This is a genomic window from Anaerovorax odorimutans DSM 5092 (genome assembly GCF_000426305.1).
GTDB lineage: Bacteria > Bacillota > Clostridia > Peptostreptococcales > Anaerovoracaceae > Anaerovorax > Anaerovorax odorimutans.
Window position 1 is genome coordinate 1 of the sequence record NZ_AUFC01000041.1, and the last position, 19299, is coordinate 19299.

Here is a 19299-nt window from a genome sequence, read left to right on the forward strand (position 1 = left end):
TGTTTGCTTTAGCGTAAAAAATCCACTAGCTATGCTAGTGGAATAAGAAGCTTTAGCTTCAAGTAATAAACCTCCCGTGATAAGATAAATGTGGTTCCCCAACCGCAAGTTATCAAATTCACAGGAGGATATTAACAAATGAATAATAAAGATATACAAAGTTTATCACATTCCAAATGGAGATGCCAGTATCACATAGTATTTTCTCCGAAATATCGTAGACAAGAAATCTACGGAAAAATAAAAGCAGACATTGGAAAAATACTTAGAAATTTGTGTCAGCAAAAGGACGTAGAAATAATTGAGGCAGAGCTTTGTCCAGATCATATACATATGCTTGTAGCAATACCACCTAAATTAAGCGTTGCAGCCTTTGTAGGATATCTCAAAGGAAAAAGTTCACTCATGATTTTTGACAAGTATGCGAATTTGAAATACAAATATGGAAATCGTCATTTTTGGTGTCGTGGATACTATGTTGATACAGTTGGGAGAAATAAGAATGCGATTGCCGAGTATATAAGGAATCAATTACAGGAAGACATCGCAAATGACCAAATAAGCATGAAAGAATATATTGACCCGTTTACGGGTAGCCAGAATAAGTAGGCAAAAGAAAACGCCTTTAGGCGTAGCCTGAAAAATCATGCGGTTGGCGGGACTTCCAGTACGTCTTAAGGCGTTGCTAGTAACATGCCCTTATAGGGCTGGTACATACCACTAGTTCAACTAGTGGTTTTGATAAGCTGATAGAAAAATATAGCAGGTTAACGAATTAATATATGTAAAGGCCTTACAAAATAAAAGATCTGACTTGAAATATATTGATTATTTTTAGATCGGAGAAAGGAGGGGAAGTTTGAAAATCACAGAAGAAAATTTTATAAAACAGTTAAAGCTTGGGAATGAAAGGGCTTTGGAATTTATTATTAATCAATACGGATGGGTAATAAAAACAGTGGCAAAAAAGTATTTGTATAAAAAAGATGATTTGTTGGATGAATGTTTAAATGATGTATTACTTGCTGTATGGGAGAATATAGATACTTTTGATATAAATAAAAATAGTTTTAAAAATTGGTTGGCAGGAGTAAGCAGGTATAAAGCCATTGACTGTAAAAGAAAATACTTAAAAAATGTAAAAGAAGAATCCTTGGAAAAGGCAGAAGACATTGAGGACACACAAAGTTCTTACATTTTGTTAAAACAGGAAATTTTAGAAAATATGGAAGAAATGCTGTCTTGTTTAAGCTCCAATGACAGAAGGATTTTTGAGAAGCTGTTTTGGAAAGGTGAGTCTGTAAAATCCATATCAAAATCTATGGATATGAAGGAGTCAGCAATCTATAATCATGTTTCAAGAGGAAAGAAGAAGCTGCGAGACCATTTAACCGCAACAGGGAGGGGAAATAATTTATGAAAAAATTATATTCATTATTAAATAATGTAGAGATTAATCTTGATGATTATAATAAAGAAGAACTAACAGATATGGAAAAAAGAAAAATGATAAGGGGGATAAAGCAAATGAACGGTGATAAAAATAAGAGAAAAAAATATAAAGTGGCAGCGGCTTGTATTGTGGCACTTATAATTGCCACAGGAACTATAGGGTTTAATGATACTGCATATGCTGCTGCTAGAAATGTAGCATGGCAAATCGGTAATTTTTTGGGTATAGAAAAAAATTTGCAAGATTATACAACTGTGATCGGAACTTCAAAGACAAATAAAGGTTATACTATTACTTTAAATGAGGTTATTCTTGATGATAATCAACTTGTAGTATCATCTTCTGCAAAGTCTGATAAGAAGCTTTCTCAAAGAGGAATTAGTAAAATAGCGGATATTTATGTAAATGGCAAAAGAGCTTCTGTAGCAGGAGGAGGAAGCAGCAGAATAGTTGATGAGTATACTGAAGAATCGCTTATAGCTTATGAACTGGAAGGTGTAAATACTAATGGAAAACTTGATATTGAAATTATTTACGATAGTATATTTGTAGACCAACAGGAGATTAAGGGGAAATGGGATTTTCATTTTGAGGCTGATGGGGCTAAGTTGTCTGAAAATACAACTCGCATCTCTCTAAATAAAAGCTTTAACCTTCCAAATGGAAGCCAAGTTATTTTAACAGAATATTCATCAAATGATTTAGGTCAAAAAATATATTTTAAACTAAAGGATTGGGATGTTAAAAAGGATCCTATGTATGATCTGAAGCTTGAAGGAACAGATAATCTAGGAAACGAAGTTGAATTCGATGTGAGTTATATAAAAGGAGATGAAAAATCGGGAAGACTTAATATAGATTCCATTACTGGAAATATATCAGAAGACGCAGATTCAATAACGTTAAAACCTTATGCAGCAAAAATGCCTGAAAAGAGTGGAAAGATGAATAATGAATTTGTACAAATAGGAGATGCTTTTACCATAAACTTATTATAAAATAAGAAATAATTAAAGGAATTATATTAAAAAATATAAAATTTGCCGGGTGAGTATATTTATGGTACAATCATAAGTATATTGCTCGGCATTTTATAATAAATATTGAAAAAAATCTTGACATAGACAAATGCAAGTGATATCCTTAATAAGCGACTTTATGATGATAAAATCGTATATTTATGTCATTTAACAATGAAATATTAATATAAAAAACGGAGCTTTTGTTTAAGCTCTGAATTTTAGATTGAAACGGAGGATAATCATGAGAGTAAAAGTAACACTAGCATGCCAAGAATGCAAGCAGAGAAACTATAATACTACTAAGAATAAAAAGAATGATCCTGATCGTATTGAATTCAGTAAATATTGTAAGTTCTGCAAGAAACAAACACTTCACAAAGAAACAAAATAAGGGATGTGAGTAAAATGGAAAAGGTTAAAAAAAATAAACCGGGGGTAGCAGCAAACCAGAAACCTAAAGTTTCATTAAGAGATTATTTTAAAGGAATAAAAACTGAAACTAAAAAAGTAATATGGCCTACTAAGAAAGAGCTTGTATCTTACACTGGTGTTGTAATCTTTACTTGCGCAATTTTTGGTGTGGGCATATGGGCAGTAGATTCTGCATTCCTAGCTGCTTTAAAAGTTGTTTTGAATATTAGTTTCTAGTAAAGGAAGGGTGCAAATGGCCAAGATTAAAAAGAACTTTGAGTTCGAAGATTTGGAAGAAGAATTTGACCTTGACGAAGATTTAATAGATGAAAATTATGACGAAGAAATGCTTGAAGAAGAAGTCCTGGATGAAACTTCTGAAGAAATTTTAAATGAAGAAGAAAAAAAGGATGAAACTGAAGTAGATGTTAAGAAGGTATTTTCTGAAAGAAATACATCCATAAATATGGATGCCGCTTATGAAGATCCGGAAACAAAAGCTAGGTGGTATGTTGTTCATACTTATTCCGGACATGAAAATAAGGTTAAGGTAAATATAGAGAAAATAGTTGAGAATAGGGGAATGCAAGACTTAATTCTTGATATTATAGTTCCTACGGAAGATATTGTGGAAATGAAAAATGGTCAACGTAAAGTTAAGACAAGAAAAATGTTTCCGGGATATGTAATTGTTAAGATGATTGTAACAAATGAGTCTTGGTATCTTGTAAGAAATACGCAAGGTGTTACAGGATTTGTAGGGCATGGGTCTGAACCGATTCCTCTTACTAATGAAGAAGTTAGAAGAATGGGAATTGAAAAGGTTTACGTTGAGCTTGATATAGCCGTTGGAGATAATGTTAAAGTAATTAACGGTCCATTTGAAAACTTTATGGGTATTGTTGAAGAAGTTCATATGGACAAGCAGATTCTTAAAGTAAAAATTTCAATGTTTGGAAGAGATACACCTGTGGAATTAGAATTTGGGCAGGTTGAAAAAATTTAATAAAATAACTGTCTTGGGCAGAGAAAGGAGATAATAGACATGGCAAAGAAAGTAGAAGGATTGATTAAACTTCAAATTCCTGCAGGAAATGCAAATCCAGCACCTCCAGTAGGTCCAGCACTTGGTCAGAAAGGTGTAAATATTATGGATTTTTGTAAACAATTTAATGCAAAAACATCTGATCAAGCAGGAATGATTATTCCAGTAGTAATTACAGTATACTCTGACAGATCATTCACATTTATTACGAAGACTCCTCCGGCAGCAATATTGCTGAAGAAGGCAGCAAATCTTCAAACAGCATCAGGCGAACCTAACAAGAAAAAGGTTGCTACTTTAACTATTGAACAGGTTAGAGAAATCGCTAAAGTAAAAATGCCAGACTTAAATGCTGCAAACATTGACAGTGCTACTGAAATGATTAAAGGTACAGCAAGAAGTATGGGAATAGTAGTTCAAGAATAATTAAGTGGGAGGCTGTCGCCGTTAGTACCACAAGGAGGTAGAAAAATGCCTAAAAGAGGTAAAAATTATACTGAATCAGCTAAATTAGTTGATAAAACAACATTATATGATGTTAAAGATGCAATGGCATTATTAGTACAAACAGCAAAAGCTAAGTTCGATGAAACTGTAGAAGTTCATATTAGACTTGGCGTAGATTCAAGACATGCAGATCAACAAGTAAGAGGAGCAATTGTGCTTCCACATGGTACAGGGAAAACTAAAAAAGTTTTAGTTTTTGCTAAAGGACCTAAAGCTGCTGAAGCAGAAGCTGCAGGGGCAGATTATGTAGGTGCAGAAGAGTTAGCAAAGAAAATTCAGAGTGAAAATTGGTTTGACTTTGATGTAGTAGTCGCTACTCCGGATATGATGGGTGTTGTCGGCAGACTTGGTAAAGTTTTGGGACCTAAAGGTTTAATGCCAAACCCTAAATCAGGAACCGTAACAATGGATGTTGAAAAAGCGCTTCAAGAGATTAAAGCTGGTAAAGTTGAATATCGTCTTGATAAAACAAATATTATCCATACACCAGTTGGAAAAGCTTCATTTGGAGAACAAAAGCTTACAGAAAACTTTAATGCATTATTGGAAGCCGTTATAAAGGCTAAGCCAACTGCAGCAAAAGGACAATATTTAAAAAGCGTAACAGTAACAACTACTATGGGTCCTGGAATCAAAGTTAACCCTATTAAAATAGGTTAATTAATTTAAATTTTAAAATTGAAAAATAGCCGTAGACAGTGGGTGCCTATGCATAAATCCCACCTAGGTCTTTATATACATGAGTATTTCTTTAAATAGATTTCTCTTTCAAGGCATAGCCTGAGTATGTGACCTTTTTATCTGCGGATGAAAAGGTCTTTTTATAATAAAGACCGGAAAGGAGTAAAAAATGTCAGTAGAACATTTAAAGCAGAAACAAGTAATAATTGATGAAATTAAAGACAAACTTAGTAGAGCGCAGTCTGCAGTTGTAATTGATTACATTGGAACTTCAGTATCAGAAGCAGATGAAATGAGAAAAAAATTACGTGAAGCTAATGTAGACTATAAAGTATATAAGAATACTTTAATTAACAGAGCTATTGAAGGTACAGAATATGAAGTTTTAAAAGATGTACTTTCAGGTCCAAGTGCTGTAGCATTTAGCTACGACGATGCAGTTGCTCCAGCAAGAGTTATTAATGGAATTATTAAAGAATACAAAAAGATGGAATTTAAAGCAGGTGTAATTGAAGGAACTTACTACGATGCAGACGGAGTACAGAAAATTGCAGCACTTCCATCAAGAGACGAATTAATTGCTAAATTTATGGGAAGTATTCAATCCCCAGTTGGAGCATTAGTTCGTACATTCCAAGCAGTAGCAGATGCAAAAACTGAATAAGTGCACTTGTCCACATTTGTGAAACAAATGTATGGAAAGTGCTTCGTCAGGAATTCACAAATTCTTTGATTTGTAGAATTCTACGGCGCGTGCGCTTGTCAACCTATGATAAGCAAATGTATGGAAAGTGCTTCGTCAGGAATTCACAAATTAGCGTTAAGCTTACGAGAAGTAAAACGAAAAGTGTAATTTGAATTTACGTAAAAATAAAAAAAGGAGATAATAAAAATGAATAAAGATCAAATTATTGAAGCAATAAAAGGTATGACTATCTTAGAATTAAATGAATTAGTTAAAGCTTGTGAAGAAGAATTCGGAGTATCAGCAGCAGCTCCAGTAGCAGTAGCAGGAGCAGCAGGAGCAGCAGGTGAAGCAGCTGATGAACAATCAGAATTCACAGTAGTTCTAGCAGCAGCAGGCGGAGAAAAGATTAAAGTTATCAAAGCAGTTAGAGAAATAACTGGTTTAGGATTAAAAGAAGCTAAAGAATTGGTAGATGGTGCTCCTTCAAACATTAAAGAAGGTATTGAAAAAGCAGAAGCTGAAGCATTTAAAACTCAATTAGAAGAAGTTGGAGCTACAGTTGAACTTAAATAATTAATAATTCAATTAATAAAAAGGATTCCATCAATGATATGCTTGATGGAATCTTCTTTTTATAACATAGGAATATAATTTTTCAATATTGACAAAGTTTCAAAAATTACTGAGAAGGTCATCGAAGTGAAACTAAAAAAAATTACTGCAAAAATAAGTATCATAAAGATATAATTTATGAAATCTTAAATGGTAATATTGAAAAAGTTAAAAACTTATATACATTGGTAGTTTATTACAGTGTAAAATTGCCAATAATCAAATTGAAATATTAATTTTTTACAATCTGTACTTATATTATTTAACATAATAATATTTTATTTTAACTTATTATTATTGACATATTTTATTTATCTTTATTAAAAATATTGTAAAAAAAATTGTTAATATTTTCTTGACTACTTGATAGTCTTGTGATATTATAGTATATTGCCACGCAAAGTATTTTGTTTTGTTAGCAAGGAGTGATGAATATGCCAGAGCCCGTTAAAATAGGTAGAAAAAAAAGAATGAGCTACTCTAAAATTCATGAAGTAGCTAAAATGCCAAATCTAATTCATATACAAACTGAATCCTATGATTGGTTTATCAAAGAAGGCTTGAAAGAAGTTTTTGAAGATATATCCCCAATCAAAGATTATGCAGGGAATTTAGTTTTGGAATTTATTGATTATTCATTGAATGATCCACCAAAGTACGGTCAAGAAGAATGTAAGGAACGCGACGTAACATATGCAGCTCCATTAAAGGTAAAAGTTAGGTTGGTTAATAAGGAAACAGGAGAAGTAAAGGAACAAGAAGTTTTCATGGGAGATTTTCCACTGATGACAGAAAAAGGAACCTTTATTTATAATGGTGCTGAGAGAGTCGTGGTAACTCAATTAGTCCGTTCCCCTGGACCATATTACGATGTGACAATAGATAAATCGAATAACAAGTTATTTTCAACCACTATTATTCCTAATAGGGGTGCTTGGCTTGAGTATGAGACAGACTCTAATGAAATTATTTCTGTTAGAGTTGATCGTACGAGAAAACAGCCGGTAACTACATTGCTTAGAGCAATAGGCTTTGGCAGTGATCAAGAAATTTTAGATATTTTTGGTGAAGATGAAAGACTTCTAAAAACTTTAGAGAAAGATTCAACAAAGAATTATGAAGATGGATTAAAAGAAATCTATAAGAAGCTAAGACCGGGAGAACCTCCTACTGTGGAAAGTGCAAAGTCACTTTTAGATTCTTTATTTTTTGATCCAAAGAGATATGATTTAGCTAAAGTCGGAAGATATAAATATAATAAGAAATTAGGATTATCAAATAGAATTATTGGGTGCGTTGCAGCCGAAGATATTATAGACCCGAATACAGGGGAAATAATAGTAGAAAAAGATAAAAAAATTTCCAGAGATGATGGGATTTTTATTGAAAATGCTGGCGTTAATTATATTATGGCTTACAGCAAAATCGAAGAAGGACAGGTTGTAAAAGTTATTGGTAATAATTTTGTAGACCCTGCCTTTTATTTGGACTTCGATTTAAATAATGTAAAAATACAAGATAAGGTATATTATCCTGTATTGAAAGAAATTTTAGATAATAATGAAGGCGAAGAAGCTATTAAAGATGCACTTTATAAAAACAGAAATAGCCTATATCCAAAACATATTATTATTGATGATATTATAGCATCTGTTAGTTATATTTTAAACTTAAGCCATGGAATAGGAAGTACAGATGATATTGACCATTTAGGAAACAGAAGATTAAGAACTGTTGGAGAACTTCTTCAAAATCAATTTAGAATTGGACTTTCCCGTATGGAAAGAGTTGTTAAAGAGAGGATGACAATTCAAGATATTGAGGTTACAACACCCCAAGCTCTTATGAATATAAGACCTGTTACAGCAGCGATTAAAGAATTCTTTGGAAGTTCTCAGCTTTCTCAATTTATGGATCAAACCAATCCTTTAGCAGAATTAACTCATAAAAGAAGACTTTCTGCTCTGGGCCCTGGAGGACTTTCAAGAGAAAGAGCGGGATTTGAAGTTCGTGATGTACATCATTCACATTATGGAAGAATGTGTCCTATTGAGACGCCTGAAGGTCCAAATATTGGATTAATAGGATCTCTTACTACTTATGGTAAAATTAATGAGTATGGCTTTATTGAAGCGCCATATAGATTGGTTGATAAGGAAAAAGGTATAGTAACTGAAAAAATAGAATATTTAACAGCAGATGAAGAAGAAATGCTTATTATAGCACAGGCCAATGAACCATTAGATTCAGAGGGAAGGTTTGTAAATGCAAGGGTTGCATCAAGAGGTGCAGGCGGAGAAATTGACCTTGTACCTAGAGAATTAATTGATTATATGGACGTATCACCAAAGCAAGTTGTATCTGTAGCAACTGCTATGATTCCGTTTTTGGAAAACGATGATGCCAATCGTGCTTTGATGGGATCAAATATGCAGCGTCAGGCAGTACCGCTATTGATAACAGATGCTCCTATTGTGGGAACAGGAATGGAATATACTGCAGCCAGAGATTCAGGAGTAGTTATTCTTGCGAAAAATGAAGGTACGGTTGAATATGTAGATGCTAGAAAAATAAAAATTAGAAGAGCTGACGGCAAGGGCGTTGACGAATATACCATGCTTAAATTTAAAAGATCAAATCAGGGAACTTGCATAAACCAAAGACCTATAGTAAATAAAAATGAATTTATTGAAAAAGGTGAAGTTATAGCAGATGGTCCATCTACACAACTTGGAGAAGTTGCTCTTGGTAAAAATCTTTTAATAGGATTTATGACATGGGAAGGCTATAATTATGAAGATGCTATTATCCTAAATGAAAGACTTATTATGGATGATGCGTTAACTTCACTTCATATTGAGGAATATGAAGCAGAGGCAAGGGATACTAAATTGGGGCCGGAAGAAATCACAAGAGATATTCCGAATGTCGGTGAAGATGCCCTAAAAGACTTGGATGAAGAAGGTATTATTAGAATTGGTGCAGAAGTAAGAGCCTCAGATATATTAGTTGGAAAAGTTACGCCTAAAGGAGAAACTGAACTAACAGCGGAAGAAAGACTGTTAAGAGCTATTTTCGGAGAAAAAGCAAGAGAAGTCAGAGATACTTCTTTGAGAGTGCCTCATGGAGAAACTGGAATTGTAGTTGACGTAAAAATCTTTAGCAGAGAAAATGGCGATGAACTTCCACCGGGGGTTAATAAGCTTGTTAGATGCTATATTGCAACTAAAAGGAAAATTAATGTTGGAGATAAAATGGCTGGACGTCATGGTAATAAAGGTGTAATTTCTAGAATTTTACCGGAAGAAGATATGCCTTTCATGGAAAATGGTGTGCCACTTCAGGTTATGCTTAATCCACTTGGCGTACCTTCACGTATGAACGTTGGACAGGTGCTTGAAGTGCATCTTGGCCTTGTAGCGGATTATAAAGATTGGTATATTGCCACTCCTGTATTTGATGGTGCAAATGAAAGAGATATTATTGAACTTCTTGATGAATGTGGTTTCCCTACAAGCGGAAAATTAACTTTAAGAGATGGAAGAACAGGAGAACAATTTGATAATCCAGTAACTGTAGGTTATATGTATATGCTGAAACTGCATCATTTGGTTGATGATAAGATACATGCAAGAAGTACGGGACCTTATTCCTTAGTTACTCAGCAGCCATTAGGCGGCAAAGCACAATTTGGCGGACAGAGATTCGGAGAAATGGAAGTATGGGCATTAGAAGCATATGGAGCTGCCTATACATTACAAGAAATATTAACTGTAAAATCTGATGATGTAGTAGGTCGTGTAAAAACTTATGAAGCGATTGTAAAAGGCGAGAATATACCTGAGCCAGGTATACCTGAATCATTTAAAGTATTGATTAAGGAAATGCAGAGCCTTGGACTTGATGTAAAGGTTCTAACTGATGATAATGAGGAAATTGAAATTAAGGAATCGCCTGAATTTGATGGAACCAGTACTGCAGATGGTGTTATAGATATAGAAAACATTGCTGATGAAGAAGAAATTTTTGATGGAGATACTGGCTTTTCAGAGTATTCGGGAAATGATGACTTAGATGATATAGACATTGATACAGAACAAGATGATTTTGAAGAAGACTTTACTGAAATTGATTAGAGTTGTCAGATCGTAGTATATACCTGATATTAATTGGGGATATAAATAAGTTTATATATTTTACTAATCGTTGATTTTTAGTATAGTTTTGAACAATTACATTATATTTTGTAGCTTTACAAGTTCTGTTTATATTAATAATCTTTGATTATTAAAAGTTTTCAGTTATTATTTAAAGAAGATTAAAATAGGAAGGGAGAGAAGCTCCTTGTACGAATTAAACAATTTTGAGGCATTAAAGATAAGTCTTGCATCTACAGAAAAGATAAGAGACTGGTCAATGGGTGAGGTTAAAAAGCCGGAAACAATTAATTATAGAACATTAAAGCCGGAAAAAGAAGGTCTGTTTTGTGAAAGAATTTTTGGACCGACGAAAGACTGGGAATGTCATTGCGGAAAATATAAGAGAATCAGATATAAAGGTATAATATGTGATCGTTGTGGAGTTGAAGTAACAAAAGCAAAAGTAAGAAGAGAAAGAATGGGGCATATTGAACTTGCTGCTCCAGTATCTCATATTTGGTATTTTAAGGGAATTCCAAGCAGAATGGGACTTGTCCTTGATATTTCTCCAAGGAATTTGGAAAAAGTACTTTATTTTGCTGCGTATATTGTTACAGATCCAGGTAATTCAGGATTCGCATATAAAGAAATTCTTACAGAGCAACAGTATAGAGAAGCAAAGGAAACTTTTGGATCCGGCTTTAAAGCTGGTATGGGTGCAGAAGCAATTAAAGAACTTCTCAGTCAGATTGACTTAGAGGAACTTTCTACAGAAATGAGAAAAAAATTAGCCGATGCTTCGGGACAGAAAAAAATAAGAATTGTTAGAAGACTGGAAGTAATAGAAGCCCTTCGATTATCAGATAATAAACCTGAATGGATGATATTAGAAGTAATTCCTGTAATTCCTCCTGATTTAAGACCTATGGTTCAACTGGATGGAGGAAGATTTGCTACTTCCGATTTGAATGATTTATATAGAAGAGTTATTAATAGAAATAACAGATTAAAGAGACTTCTTGATTTAGGAGCACCTGATATTATTGTAAGAAATGAAAAAAGGATGCTTCAAGAAGCAGTAGACGCACTTATAGATAATGGCAGAAGAGGAAGACCTGTTACAGGCCCGGGATCAAGACCTTTAAAATCCCTTTCAGATATGTTGAAGGGTAAACAGGGAAGATTTAGACAAAATTTATTGGGTAAACGTGTTGATTACTCAGGTCGTTCCGTAATTGTAGTAGGACCGGAATTGAAATTTTATCAGTGCGGGCTTCCTAAAAAAATGGCACTCGAATTATTTAAACCGTTTATTATGAAAAAATTAGTTCAAAACGGTCACGCACATAATATTAAAAGTGCAAAAAGAATGGTTGAGAAGGTAAGAGCAGAAGTTTGGGATGTCCTTGATGATGTTATAAAAGAACATCCGGTTTTGTTAAATCGTGCTCCAACGTTGCATAGACTTGGAATTCAGGCTTTTGAGCCGGTTCTTGTAGAAGGTAAGGCAATTAAGCTTCATCCTCTTGTATGTACAGCTTATAATGCTGACTTTGATGGAGACCAAATGGCGGTTCATGTACCTCTTTCTGTTGAAGCTCAAGCTGAAGCCAGATTTTTAATGCTTTCTGTTAATAACATTTTGGCACCAAAAGATGGTTCGCCTATTACTACGCCAACTCAGGATATGATTTTAGGCAGCTATTATCTAACTCACCCTGGTGAAGAACATAGAAATACAGATGCAGAAAAGGGAGACGGAAAAGTATTTACTGATTTTGATGAAATGCTTATGGCATACAGAAACCATGTTGTAGGAATACATGCAAAAGTTAAAGTCAGAAGATTTATAGAAGGCGACACAAGAGGAAAATTAATAGAATCAACTGTAGGTAGATTTATTTTTAATGAAAATATACCTCAGGATTTAGGTTATGTAGATAGAGAAGCTGATAAATATTCACTTGAAATTGATTTCCTATGTGATAAGAAAAAATTAGGGCAGATAATTGATAGATGCTATCGAGTACATGGGAATACTCAGACAGCTATTATGTTAGATGTCATAAAAGATATGGGTTTCCATTATTCAACTATTGCAGCTATTACAATTAGTATTTCTGATATGGAAATCCCAAAGGAAAAAAAGCAAATTATTGATGTAGCACAAGAAAAAGTAAATAAATATGAAACTGCATATAGACGGGGTTTAATGTCTAAGGAAGAAAGATACGAACAAGTTTGCCGAACTTGGACACAGGCTACAGACGATGTGGCAGATGCTTTAATGAATTCCCTTGGAACTCTTAACAATCTGTTTATCATGGCTAACTCAGGAGCCAGAGGTAGTAAAAACCAAATCAGACAGATTGGCGGTATGCGTGGACTTATGGCTAATGCAACAGGAAAAACTATTGAAATTCCTATTAAAGCGAACTTCCGTGAAGGATTATCGGTACTGGAATACTTCATATCAACCAATGGAGCAAGAAAAGGACTTGCAGATACGGCGCTTAGAACTGCCGATTCTGGATATCTAACAAGAAGGTTAGTAGATGTTTCCCACAATGTAATAGTAAGAGAAATTGATTGTGGAACAGATGAGGGCATTGAAGTTAAAGCTTTTGCGGATGGTAAAGAAGTTATAGAACCACTTAAGTTAAGGATTATAGGAAGAACAGCATTAACAGATATAGTCAATCCACAGACTGGAAAGATTATAGTTAAGCAAAATGAAGAAATTTTAGAAGATGCAGCAGAAGAAATAGAAAATTGCGGCATAGAGTCAGTAGCAATCAGATCTGTTATGACGTGTCATAGTAAGAGCGGTATATGTGCGAAGTGCTATGGAAGAAACCTTGCTACAGGTGGTAAAGTAAATATTGGAGAAGCAGTAGGTATAACAGCTGCACAATCAATTGGAGAGCCTGGGACACAGTTGACAATGCGTACATTCCATACAGGAGGCGTAGCCGGAGGAGATATTACCCACGGTCTTCCTAGAGTAGAAGAACTTTTCGAAGCAAGAAAGCCAAAGGGACTTGCAGAAATTTGTGAAGCAGATGGTACAGTTGTTGCTATTGAATCAAGAAAAGATAATAAGACTGAGGTTAAAGTCCGTGGAGAAGAAGAAAGAGATTATGTAATCCCTTATGGTGCAAGATTAAATGTAAAAGAAGGAGATTATGTTCTCGCAGGAGATCAGATTACAAGAGGTCCATTAAATCCACATGATATATTGAGATTGAACGGAGTTGAAGGGGTATATCAATATCTTCTTAAGGAAGTTCAAAGAGTATATAAAATGCAAGGTGTAGATATTAATGATAAACACGTTGAAGTTATTGTAAGCCAGATGCTTTCTAAGTATAAAATTGAAGATGCAGGAGATACTTCATTATTACCGGGAGGTCTATACAGTAAATTTGAATTAGAAGAAGCAAACAGCCTGGTTGGTGAAGATGGAATAGAAGCAAAGGGTAAAAGAGTACTTCTTGGAATTACAAAAGCTTCCCTTGCTACAAATTCATTCTTATCAGCTGCATCATTCCAAGAAACAACAAGAGTTCTTACAGATGCAGCAATAAAAGGCAAGACTGATAATTTACTTGGACTTAAAGAAAATGTAATCATTGGTAAACTAATTCCTGCAGGAACAGGTATGAAGAGATATAAGACAGTAGAAATCGACTATGGAGAAAACACAGACCTTATGGAGTCATTTAAACCATTATCAGAAGAAGAAGAATATGGAGAAGAACCATATGAAGAAAGAAAAATAACCCTGTCAGATATGCCCGAAATGCCACAAATAAGCGATATTTCAGATATAGTAGAACTATAAATATAAAAACACCAGTATAAAACACAAATGGTTTGACATAATTCAGCCATTTGTGATATACTGATTTTTGGTTTTGAGCACCTAACTTAATTTGCGGAGCAAATTTTAGTAGGTGCCATACAGAAATTTCCCAATCTATGATTGGACAAAATTTTTCAGTTGAGCACCTAACTAAATTTACGAAGTAAATTCTAAGTAGGAGCCCATTTACCACAGCTTCAGCTGTAATGGGAAATGGGACAGCGAAGCGAAGCGTAGGTGCCATACAGAAATTTCCCAATCTATGATTGGACTAAATTTTTCAGTTGAGCACCTAACTAAATTTACGAAGTAAATTCTAAGTAGGAGCCCATTTACCACAGCTTCAGCTGTAATGGGAAATGGGACAGCGAAGCGAAGCGTAGGTGCCATACAGAAATTCCCCAATCTGTGATTGGACAAAATTTTTCAGTTGAGCAATTTTTTCAACAAGAAATTTAAAATTTTTAGAGAGTTTTAAGCCATTTGGTTTGAAATATATTAGTTATTTTTTTGCTTGATATGCAAGCAGAAGAAAGGAGAAATTAAATGCCTACTATTAATCAGTTGGTTAGACAAGGAAGAACAAGAGCTGAAAAGAAATCAACAGCACCTGCTCTATTAAAAAGTTTAAACTCAATTAGAAGAGTTTCTACAGATGTGGATTCTCCACAGAAGAGAGGCGTATGTACTTCTGTAAAGACAGTTACACCTAAAAAACCAAACTCAGCATTAAGAAAAGTAGCCAGAGTACGTCTAACAAACGGTATCGAAGTAACTGCTTATATTCCTGGTGTTGGTCATAATCTTCAGGAACATAGTGTAGTACTAATCAGAGGCGGAAGAGTAAAAGACCTTCCTGGTGTAAGATATCATATCGTAAGAGGAACTCTTGATACTGCCGGCGTAGCAAATAGAAGTCAGGCTCGCTCAAAATACGGAGCAAAAAGACCAAAAGCAAAATAATCGGGAACACTCACATGTGCCCTTGATATATATATAATTATTTATCATTGGCACCGCGATAGATCTGATGCTATCGAGTACCGAATCGTCGCGCATTATAATCATAAGATTGCGTAGAAAGTAAGGAGGGAAGAGACGTGCCAAGAAAAGGAAACGTACCTAAAAGAGAAGTGCTCCCTGATCCAGTTTATGGAAGTGTTGTTGTTGCAAAGCTAATCAATAGCATTATGTTAGATGGAAAAAAAGGTGTAGCACAGTCAATTGTATATGATGCATTTGACATGATAAAAAATAATACAGGTGAAGATCCACTTGAAATTTTTGAAAAAGCTATGAATAATATTATGCCTGTTTTAGAAGTAAAAGCTAGACGTGTAGGTGGTGCAAACTATCAAGTACCAGTGGAAGTTAGAGCGGACAGACGCCAAACTTTAGGTCTTAGATGGCTTACTAAATACACAAGAACTAGAGGCGAAAAGACCATGTCAGAAAGATTATACAAGGAATTAGTAGATGCAAGCAATAATGCTGGAGCATCTGTAAAGAAAAAAGAAGATACTCATAAGATGGCAGAAGCAAATAAGGCTTTTGCACACTACAGATGGTAGTTATGAGAGAGTTTATATTAAAGCAGAAAGGAGGATTCTAGTATGCCTAGACAATTTCCACTTGAGAAAACAAGAAATATTGGTATTATGGCACATATAGATGCTGGAAAAACCACTACAACAGAAAGAATTTTGTTCTACACAGGAAGGACTCACAAGATTGGCGAAACTCATGAAGGCGCTGCAACTATGGACTGGATGGAACAAGAACAGGAAAGAGGTATTACTATTACCTCGGCTGCCACTACAGCACAATGGAAAGATACAAGAATTAATATTATTGATACACCAGGACACGTTGACTTTACCGTTGAGGTAGAAAGATCTCTTCGTGTTCTTGATGGAGCAGTTACAGTACTTTGCGCAAAAGGCGGAGTAGAACCTCAGTCAGAAACTGTATGGAGACAGGCTGAAAAGTACGGTGTTCCTAGAATGATTTTTGTCAATAAGATGGATATTTTAGGAGCAGACTTCTATCGTGTAGTTAGTATGGTAAAAGATAGATTAAAAGCAAATGCAGTTCCTATTCAATTGCCAATTGGCGCTGAGGATACTTTTGTCGGAATTATTGATTTAATTAAAATGGAAGCTGAAGTCTATAAAGATGATTTGGGTAAAGAAATAGAAATTACTGAAATTCCGGAAGAATTAAAAGATTTAGCGGATGAGTGGAGACACAATCTGCTAGAATCTGTAGCAGAGACTGACGAAGAATTATTGATGAAATATTTAGAAGGTGAAGAACTTTCTGAAGGTGAAATCAATGCAGCTATTAGAAAAATGACAATTGCAGGTAAAATGGTTCCAGTAACATGCGGATCAGCTTATAAAAATAAGGGAGTGCAGATGATGCTTGACGCAGTAGTAGCATATATGCCTTCCCCACTTGATATCCCTCCTATTAAGGGTATCATTCCTGGAACAGAAACAGAAGCAGAAAGACCTGCTGATGATAAAGGACCTTTTTCAGCACTTGCATTTAAAATTATGGCGGATCCATTTGTTGGTAAATTAGCATTCTTTAGAGTATATTCGGGAACTGTTACATCCGGTTCTTACGTATATAACTCAACAAAGGGAAAGAAAGAAAGATTCGGAAGAATATTGCAGATGCATGCAAATAAGAGAGAAGAGTTAGAAATAGTGTATTCTGGAGATATTGCTGCAGCAGTAGGTTTGAAGGATACTACTACAGGAGATACTCTTTGTGATGAAAAGAATGAAATTATCCTAGAATCTATGGAATTCCCAGATCCTGTAATAGAGATTGCTATTGAGCCAAAGACTAAAGCAGGTCAAGAAAAGATGGGTATTGCACTTGCTAAGTTAGCAGAAGAAGATCCAACTTTTAAAACCTATACAAATGAGGAGACCGGTCAGACAATTATTGCAGGAATGGGTGAACTTCACCTTGAAATTATTGTAGACAGACTTTTACGTGAATTTAAAGTAGAAGCAAATGTTGGTAAGCCTCAGGTTTCATATAAAGAAACATTAACTGTACCTACAGATGTAGATCATAAATATGCAAAACAATCCGGTGGTCGTGGACAATACGGACATGTTAAAATTAAAGTTGCACCGGGAGAACCAGGGTCTGGTTTCCAATTTAAAAACTCAATTGTTGGTGGTGCTATTCCAAAAGAATACATTCCAAAGGTTGAAGATGGTATTCGTGAAGCAATGCAAAATGGTCCGCTTGCAGGTTATCAGGTAGTAGACGTTTCAGTTGAGCTTTATGATGGATCGTATCATGAAGTTGACTCCAATGAAATGGCATTTAAGATTGCAGGCTCTATGGCATTTAGAGAAGCTGCTAAAAAAGCGAAACCTGTTTTACTTGAACCTATTTTTAAAGTTGAGGTTACTGTTCCTGAAGATTATATGGGAGATGTAATCGGAGATATAAGTTCAAGAAGAGGAAGAATTGAAGGATCAGATATGCATTCAGGAGCTGTTGCAGTAAGAGGATTTGTACCTCTTTCAGAAATGTTTGGTTATGCAACAGACCTTAGATCTAAGACACAAGGTCGTGGAGTATACGTAATGCAAATGGATCACTTTGAAAAATTACCAGATTCTTTAATTGAAAAGATTAATAAATAATTAGATAAAAAGGACATACTCATAAGTATGTCCTAAACCCTACTTTAGTAAAGGAGATTAAAAAAATGGCAAAAGCTAAATTTGAGAGAAATAAGCCGCATGTAAACATCGGTACAATTGGTCACGTAGACCATGGTAAGACAACACTTACAGCAGCGATAACAACTACATTACAACAGAGATATCAATTAGGAGAAAAGGTAGCATTCGATCAAATCGATAAAGCACCTGAAGAAAGAGAAAGAGGAATAACAATAGCAACAGCGCACGTAGAGTATGAAACACCAAGCAGACACTATGCGCACGTAGACTGCCCGGGACATGCTGACTATGTAAAGAACATGATTACAGGAGCAGCACAGATGGACGGAGCGATCTTGGTAGTAGCAGCAACAGACGGACCAATGCCACAGACAAGAGAGCATATCTTATTATCAAGACAGGTAGGAGTACCATATATCATCGTATTCCTAAACAAATGTGATATGGTAGACGACGAAGAACTTCTTGACTTAGTAGAAATGGAAGTAAGAGAATTATTAGACGTATATGAATTCCCAGGAGATGATACACCAATCATCAGAGGAAGTGCATTGGAAGCATTAAACGATCCAGCAGGCCCATGGGGAGATAAGATTATAGAATTGTTCGAAGCAGTAGACAGCTATATTCCAGAACCAGTAAGAGCGACAGATAAGCCATTCCTAATGCCAGTAGAAGATGTATTCTCAATAACAGGAAGAGGAACAGTAGCAACAGGAAGAGTAGAAAGAGGAATCCTAAAAGTATCAGACGAAGTAGAAATCGTAGGATTGATGGAAGCACCAAGAAAAGTAGTAGTAACAGGAGTAGAAATGTTCAGAAAGCTTTTGGATCAAGCAGAAGCAGGAGATAACATTGGAGCACTACTAAGAGGAGTACAAAGAGACGAGATTCAAAGAGGACAGGTACTAGCACAAATAGGAACAATCCATCCACATACAAAGTTTACTTCAGAAGTATACGTATTAAAGAAAGAAGAAGGTGGAAGACATACACCATTCTTTAACGGATACAGACCACAGTTCTACTTCAGAACAACAGACGTAACAGGAGATTTACAGTTACCAGAAGGAACAGAAATGTGTATGCCTGGAGATAACGTACAGATGACAATTACATTGATAACACCAATCGCAATCGAAGAAGGATTAAGATTT

The 19299-nt window shown here is 34.9% G+C and carries 16 protein-coding genes and 1 other annotated feature; all 16 genes read left to right on the plus strand.

Annotated elements, in window-relative coordinates; genetic code table 11:
- The first annotated feature begins 138 nt into the window (after nt 1-138).
- Nucleotides 139-609: an IS200/IS605 family transposase gene (gene tnpA / locus K292_RS0112160; RefSeq protein ID WP_027400054.1), complete on the plus strand. Its 471-nt coding sequence runs from the start codon at nt 139-141 to the stop codon at nt 607-609.
- Between the two features lie 250 nt (nt 610-859).
- A complete protein-coding gene (locus K292_RS0112165; protein ID WP_027400055.1) occupies nt 860-1420 on the plus strand; it encodes a sigma-70 family RNA polymerase sigma factor in 561 nt (186 codons plus the stop codon).
- Nucleotides 1417-2451: a DUF4179 domain-containing protein gene (locus K292_RS0112170; RefSeq protein WP_027400056.1), complete on the plus strand. Its 1035-nt coding sequence runs from the start codon at nt 1417-1419 to the stop codon at nt 2449-2451. The genes K292_RS0112165 and K292_RS0112170 overlap by 4 nt, the downstream gene beginning before the upstream one ends.
- Before the next feature lie 265 nt (nt 2452-2716).
- Nucleotides 2717-2866 (plus strand): 50S ribosomal protein L33, encoded by a 150-nt coding sequence (rpmG, locus tag K292_RS0112175; protein WP_027400057.1) that lies wholly within the window; start codon nt 2717-2719, stop codon nt 2864-2866.
- A gap of 14 nt (nt 2867-2880) precedes the next feature.
- On the plus strand, nt 2881-3123 hold the full coding sequence (secE, locus tag K292_RS0112180; RefSeq protein ID WP_027400058.1) for a preprotein translocase subunit SecE: 243 nt from the start codon (nt 2881-2883) through the stop codon (nt 3121-3123).
- A gap of 229 nt (nt 3124-3352) precedes the next feature.
- Nucleotides 3353-3892, plus strand: a complete 540-nt coding sequence (nusG, locus tag K292_RS0112185; protein WP_027400059.1) for a transcription termination/antitermination protein NusG — start codon at nt 3353-3355, stop codon at nt 3890-3892.
- A 39-nt stretch (nt 3893-3931) separates the two neighbouring features.
- Nucleotides 3932-4357: a 50S ribosomal protein L11 gene (gene rplK / locus K292_RS0112190; protein ID WP_027400060.1), complete on the plus strand. Its 426-nt coding sequence runs from the start codon at nt 3932-3934 to the stop codon at nt 4355-4357.
- 45 nt (nt 4358-4402) lie between these two features.
- A complete protein-coding gene (rplA, locus tag K292_RS0112195) occupies nt 4403-5098 on the plus strand; it encodes a 50S ribosomal protein L1 (RefSeq protein ID WP_027400061.1) in 696 nt (231 codons plus the stop codon).
- Nucleotides 5099-5109: 11 nt separating this feature from the next.
- Nucleotides 5110-5269, plus strand: a sequence feature (ribosomal protein L10 leader region).
- A 19-nt stretch (nt 5270-5288) separates the two neighbouring features.
- Nucleotides 5289-5783, plus strand: coding sequence for a 50S ribosomal protein L10 (gene rplJ, locus K292_RS0112200; protein ID WP_027400062.1), 495 nt, complete (start codon nt 5289-5291; stop codon nt 5781-5783).
- Nucleotides 5784-6011: 228 nt separating this feature from the next.
- Nucleotides 6012-6380 (plus strand): 50S ribosomal protein L7/L12, encoded by a 369-nt coding sequence (gene rplL, locus K292_RS0112205; RefSeq protein WP_027400063.1) that lies wholly within the window; start codon nt 6012-6014, stop codon nt 6378-6380.
- A 473-nt stretch (nt 6381-6853) separates the two neighbouring features.
- Nucleotides 6854-10555: a DNA-directed RNA polymerase subunit beta gene (gene rpoB, locus K292_RS0112210; protein ID WP_027400064.1), complete on the plus strand. Its 3702-nt coding sequence runs from the start codon at nt 6854-6856 to the stop codon at nt 10553-10555.
- 208 nt (nt 10556-10763) lie between these two features.
- Nucleotides 10764-14402 carry a DNA-directed RNA polymerase subunit beta' gene (rpoC, locus tag K292_RS17110; protein WP_084146004.1) on the plus strand — a complete coding sequence of 1213 codons (3639 nt, stop codon included), beginning with the start codon at nt 10764-10766 and terminating at the stop codon, nt 14400-14402.
- 567 nt (nt 14403-14969) lie between these two features.
- The gene (rpsL, locus tag K292_RS0112220; RefSeq protein WP_027400065.1) at nt 14970-15386 is read left to right on the plus strand and encodes a 30S ribosomal protein S12; all 417 of its coding nucleotides are present in this window, start codon (nt 14970-14972) and stop codon (nt 15384-15386) included.
- 137 nt (nt 15387-15523) lie between these two features.
- The gene (rpsG, locus tag K292_RS0112225) at nt 15524-15994 is read left to right on the plus strand and encodes a 30S ribosomal protein S7 (RefSeq protein ID WP_027400066.1); all 471 of its coding nucleotides are present in this window, start codon (nt 15524-15526) and stop codon (nt 15992-15994) included.
- Between the two features lie 42 nt (nt 15995-16036).
- Complete coding sequence (fusA, locus tag K292_RS0112230) at nt 16037-18100, plus strand: elongation factor G (protein WP_027400067.1); 2064 nt, start codon at nt 16037-16039, stop codon at nt 18098-18100.
- Between the two features lie 65 nt (nt 18101-18165).
- The coding region (gene tuf, locus K292_RS0112235; RefSeq protein ID WP_027400068.1) for an elongation factor Tu at nt 18166-19299 on the plus strand (1134 nt) is incomplete at its 3' end.

Bases quoted from the DNA above. Each gene is read 5' to 3' on its own strand.
- tnpA (WP_027400054.1), top strand. From the start codon at position 139: ATGAATAATAAAGATATACAAAGTTTATCACATTCCAAATGGAGATGC.
- K292_RS0112170 (WP_027400056.1), top strand. From the start codon at position 1,417: ATGAAAAAATTATATTCATTATTAAATAATGTAGAGATTAATCTTGAT.
- rpmG (WP_027400057.1), top strand. From the start codon at position 2,717: ATGAGAGTAAAAGTAACACTAGCATGCCAAGAATGCAAGCAGAGAAAC.
- secE (WP_027400058.1), top strand. From the start codon at position 2,881: ATGGAAAAGGTTAAAAAAAATAAACCGGGGGTAGCAGCAAACCAGAAA.
- nusG (WP_027400059.1), top strand. From the start codon at position 3,353: ATGGATGCCGCTTATGAAGATCCGGAAACAAAAGCTAGGTGGTATGTT.
- rplK (WP_027400060.1), top strand. From the start codon at position 3,932: ATGGCAAAGAAAGTAGAAGGATTGATTAAACTTCAAATTCCTGCAGGA.
- rplA (WP_027400061.1), top strand. From the start codon at position 4,403: ATGCCTAAAAGAGGTAAAAATTATACTGAATCAGCTAAATTAGTTGAT.
- rplJ (WP_027400062.1), top strand. From the start codon at position 5,289: ATGTCAGTAGAACATTTAAAGCAGAAACAAGTAATAATTGATGAAATT.
- rplL (WP_027400063.1), top strand. From the start codon at position 6,012: ATGAATAAAGATCAAATTATTGAAGCAATAAAAGGTATGACTATCTTA.
- rpoB (WP_027400064.1), top strand. From the start codon at position 6,854: ATGCCAGAGCCCGTTAAAATAGGTAGAAAAAAAAGAATGAGCTACTCT.
- rpsL (WP_027400065.1), top strand. From the start codon at position 14,970: ATGCCTACTATTAATCAGTTGGTTAGACAAGGAAGAACAAGAGCTGAA.
- fusA (WP_027400067.1), top strand. From the start codon at position 16,037: ATGCCTAGACAATTTCCACTTGAGAAAACAAGAAATATTGGTATTATG.